This is a genomic window from Mycobacterium sp. UM_Kg1 (assembly GCF_000972925.1).
Classification (GTDB): Bacteria; Actinomycetota; Actinomycetes; order Mycobacteriales; family Mycobacteriaceae; genus Mycobacterium; species Mycobacterium hiberniae.
Map to the genome: position 1 here is coordinate 1 of NZ_JRMK01000232.1, position 3,884 is coordinate 3,884.

A 3,884-nucleotide genomic window follows, 5' to 3' on the forward strand; every position below is an offset into this window, starting at 1 on the left:
AGATGTGTATAAGAGACAGGCCATACGCTGCCCAGCGCCCTGCTGGCCGCCGGCGACCGCAAGCGGGACTGAGCGCCTCGATGTCCACCCAGCGTGAGCTCAGTTCAAAAGGACGCCTGACGCGCGGGGCGATCGAGCAAGCCGCCCGGGAGTTGTTTGCCGAGCGCGGTTTTCACGGGACCACGCTGGCCGACATCACGTCATCGGCCGGAAAGTCCACGGCGGTGCTCTACCGCTACTTCAACGACAAGGAAGATCTGCTCGCCGCGTTGGCGGAGTCCTTCCTCACCGAGGTTGTCGAGCCCTCGGGGCTGAACATGCGGCTGCCGGAGTCCCCGGAGGACACTGAGTTCTTCTCGTCGGTGGTCAATGCCTATTGGTCGATGTTCAAGCCGAACATCGGTGTCATGATCGCCGTCGCTCAGCTGGCGGCGACCAGCGAGAGATTTGCCGCGCTGCAGAACGAGTTCCGGCGGTTCGGCCGGGACATCGTGGCCGAATCGGTGCGACGCGCCCAGCAACAGGGCTATGCTCTCGACCTCGACGCCGACCACATCGCGGCTGCCATCGCACTGCTGTTCGAGAACTTCACCGTCGTATTCGTCGGCCCCTCGGGTCCGGACTGGCGAATCAGCGACAGCGACGCCATCGCGACGCTGTCGACGATCTGGAGAAAGACGCTGTACGGCCGTTGACAGTGCCCACCCAAAAGACCATCTGAAGGAGAAGCAATGGACTTCACACTGCCGGAACACCTTCCCGGACTGCTCGCCGAGATGGACGAGTTCATCGAGCGCGAGATCGCGCCGCTGCAGGCCGATCACATGCAGTATTTCGACCACCGCCGGGAGTTCGCCCGTACCGATGTGGAGCGCGGCGGAGTCCCCCGGCGCGAGTGGGAGGAGCTGCTCGATGAGATGCGCCGGCGTGCCGACGCCGCCGGCTGGCTGCGCTACGCGTTGCCGTCCTCGCTGGGAGGTCGCGACGGCACCAACGTCGACATGGCGGTGATCCGGGAACACTTGGCGCACAAAGGCCTGGGCCTGCACAACGACCTGCAGGACGAGTCGTCGATCGTGGGCAACTTCCCCCAGGTCATCATGATGGAGCGGTTCGGCACCGACGAGCAGCGCAAGGAGTTCTCCGAGGCCCTGATCACCGGCGAGCGATCGATGGCCTTCGGCTTGACCGAACCGGACCACGGTTCGGATGCCACCTGGCTGGAGACCCGCGCTGAGCTCGACGGTGACACCTGGGTGATCAACGGCGCCAAGCGTTTCAACACCGGTGTGCATCGGGCCACGCACGACCTGGTCTTCGCCCGAACCTCCGGCGAGGCCGGATCGGCACGCGGCATCACCGCTTTCCTGGTGCCCACCGACACTCCGGGGTTCACCGTCCCGTTCTACTGGTGGACCTTCAACATGCCCTCCGATCACGGCGAGGTCGAGCTGCGCGACGTGCGCGTTCCGGCCGGCGCGGTGCTCGGCGAGGTCGACGGCGGTCTCGACGTGGCCCAGACATTCCTGCACGAGAACCGGATCCGGCAGGCCGCCTCGAGTCTGGGCGCCGCGCAATACTGCATCGACCGCGCGGCCGAGTACGCCCGCAAACGCATCGTGTTCGGCAAGCCGCTGTCGGTCAACCAGGCGGTGCAGTGGCCCTTGGCCGAGTTGCAGACCGAGGCGCAGATGGTGCGGCTGCTGGTCAACTACGCCGCCTGGCACCTGGACCGCGACCACCACCTGGAGGTCTCGGACAAGGTGTCGATGGCCAACTACCGAGCCAACCGGCTGGTGTGCGAGGCCGCCGACCGAGCGATGCAGATCTACGGCGGCCTGGGCTACTCTCGCCACGAGCAGTTCGAGCACATCTACCGGCACCATCGCCGCTACCGGATCACCGAAGGTGCCGAGGAGATTCAGATTCGCCGCGTTGCGCAGCGGCTGTTCGGGTTCGACCGGCGGCGATGAGCGTCGAGCAGCTGGCCGACCGGCTGGCCGGGGTGCTGGAGCCGGTCTTGGGCCCCGTCACGGTGCAGGGCCTGCGCGCCCTGACCGGCGGCGCCAGCCGGGCCACCTGGGCTTTCGACGCCGTCCCGGCAACCGGCGAGCGCCGGTCGTTGATTCTGCGCACCGGGCCGCTCGATGAGATCCACGCCAGCATGGAACTCGAGGCGCAGGCGCAGCGCGCCGCAGGCGAGGCCGGTGCGCCGGTGCCGAACGTGCTTATCGCCGACAATTCTCCTGCGGCAGTGGGAAACCCGTATCTGATCTGCGACCTGATCAGTGGCGAGACGGTCGTTCGACGAATCGAGCGCCAGCTCGACGACCCCGGCCGTGAGCGGCTGCTGACTCAGTGCGCACAGGCACTGGCCGCAATCCACCGGGCCGACCCGGGCGGCATCGCGCTCAGCACCGAAGATCAGCTCACCGCCTGCCGGGCGCAGCTCGACAGCATGCCCGACACCACGGCACCCTTCGAATGGGCGTTTCGGCGGCTCGCCGCGCACCGTCCCCCGCCGGTGCCGGCGCAGCTGGTCCACGGCGATTTCCGGATGGGCAACCTCATGGTCAGCGGGGACGGCGACCTGGCCGGCGTACTGGACTGGGAGCTGGTACACGTCGGCGACGGGTGCGAGGATCTGGCCTGGTTCTGCCTGCGGGCCTGGCGCTTCGGCGCGCCGCTGGAACGCGCCGCCGGCGGGCTCGGCGGAATCGACGCGCTGCTGGCCGCCTACGAGCAGGCGACCGATACCCGAGTGGATCACGACCGATTCGACTGGTGGTTGCTGTTGGGCACATTGCGATGGGGCATCATCTGCCGCTATCAGGCGCATCGTCACCTGAGCGGTCAGACACGTTCGGTGGAACTGGCCACCATCGGCCGGCGAGTCTCCGAGACCGAGTGGGATCTGTTGCGGCTGCTCGACGGGGTCCGGCCGTGAGCGCCGGGGGCCGCCGGCCCACCGCTGCCGAACTGGTCGCCGCGGTCACCGAGTTCCTGGACACGGCGCTGGTGAACAACGCCCAGGCCGGCACCGACAGCCAGGTCAGATTCCACGCCCGAGTCGCGGCCAACGCGCTGCGCATCGTCGAGCGCGAGCTCAACGACGCCACCGCCGGTGTCGTCACCGACGCACTGGCCGGCCTGGGCTTCGCCGACGAGGCCGAGCTGGCCGCGGCCATCCGGGCCGGGGACCTCGACGACCGGCCGGCGGAACTGACGGCCTGCCTGTACACCCTGGTGGAGCACCGGCTGGCGATCGACCACCCGGGATACGCCCAATAGCTCCCAAGAGTGACTGTGCGACAGTCGCTTCGACGGTACTGCGCCAAACCCGGTGTGTCGGAGGCACCCGCGCAGTAGCATCTGCACCGTGTCCGACTCCAATGCCGCGCTGCGCATCCTTGTCTACAGCGACGACGCCGCGACTCGTGAACGGGTGATCACCGCGTTGGGCAGGCACCTGCACCCCGACCTGCCGGAACTGAGCTATGTCGAGGTCGCGACCGAGCCGGTGGTGATCCGGCAGATGGACGCCGGAGGAATCGACCTGGCCATCCTCGACGGCGAGGCCACGCCGGCCGGCGGCATGGGCATCTGCAAACAGCTCAAGGACGAGCTCTCCCCGTGCCCCCCGATCGTGGTGCTGACCGGGCGCGCCGACGACGTCTGGCTGGCCAAGTGGTCGCGTGCGGACGCCGCGGTGGCCCACCCGGTGGACCCCATGGCGCTGAGCCATGCGGTGCTGGGCCTGCTGCGCACGCCGACGCCCAGCTGACACGGCGGCCCGCTTCGCCTCTCCTACGTCGAGCCTCGCTGACCCGCCCCCACTGACACGGCGCCCCCAGCTTCGCCTCTCCTACGTCGAGCCTCGCTGA

Annotated in this window: 5 protein-coding genes; all 5 read left to right on the top strand. The window is 68.2% G+C overall.

Going from position 1 to position 3,884, the window contains the following annotated elements; genetic code table 11:
* Positions 1-80 precede the first annotated feature (80 nt).
* The 5 genes from LI92_RS20210 (at position 81) to LI92_RS20230 (ending at position 3,784) form a co-directional block, all read left to right on the top strand.
* Positions 81-695: a TetR/AcrR family transcriptional regulator gene (locus tag LI92_RS20210; protein ID WP_082109827.1), complete on the top strand. Its 615-nt coding sequence runs from the start codon at positions 81-83 to the stop codon at positions 693-695.
* A gap of 36 nt (positions 696-731) precedes the next feature.
* Positions 732-1,973: an acyl-CoA dehydrogenase family protein gene (locus LI92_RS20215; RefSeq protein ID WP_046322052.1), complete on the top strand. Its 1,242-nt coding sequence runs from the start codon at positions 732-734 to the stop codon at positions 1,971-1,973.
* The gene (locus LI92_RS20220; protein WP_046322053.1) at positions 1,970-2,947 is read left to right on the top strand and encodes a phosphotransferase family protein; all 978 of its coding nucleotides are present in this window, start codon (positions 1,970-1,972) and stop codon (positions 2,945-2,947) included. The genes LI92_RS20215 and LI92_RS20220 overlap by 4 nt, the downstream gene beginning before the upstream one ends.
* The gene (locus LI92_RS23970) at positions 2,944-3,291 is read left to right on the top strand and encodes a DUF6285 domain-containing protein (protein ID WP_046322054.1); all 348 of its coding nucleotides are present in this window, start codon (positions 2,944-2,946) and stop codon (positions 3,289-3,291) included. The genes LI92_RS20220 and LI92_RS23970 overlap by 4 nt, the downstream gene beginning before the upstream one ends.
* A gap of 88 nt (positions 3,292-3,379) precedes the next feature.
* Positions 3,380-3,784: an Rv3143 family two-component system response regulator gene (locus LI92_RS20230; protein ID WP_046322055.1), complete on the top strand. Its 405-nt coding sequence runs from the start codon at positions 3,380-3,382 to the stop codon at positions 3,782-3,784.
* The last annotated feature ends 100 nt before the right edge of the window (positions 3,785-3,884 follow it).

What these genes read in the sequence shown, in the direction of transcription:
- LI92_RS20210 (WP_082109827.1), top strand. Translation starts at nt 81, where the DNA reads ATGTCCACCCAGCGTGAGCTCAGTTCAAAAGGACGCCTGACGCGCGGG.
- LI92_RS20215 (WP_046322052.1), top strand. Translation starts at nt 732, where the DNA reads ATGGACTTCACACTGCCGGAACACCTTCCCGGACTGCTCGCCGAGATG.
- LI92_RS20220 (WP_046322053.1), top strand. Translation starts at nt 1,970, where the DNA reads ATGAGCGTCGAGCAGCTGGCCGACCGGCTGGCCGGGGTGCTGGAGCCG.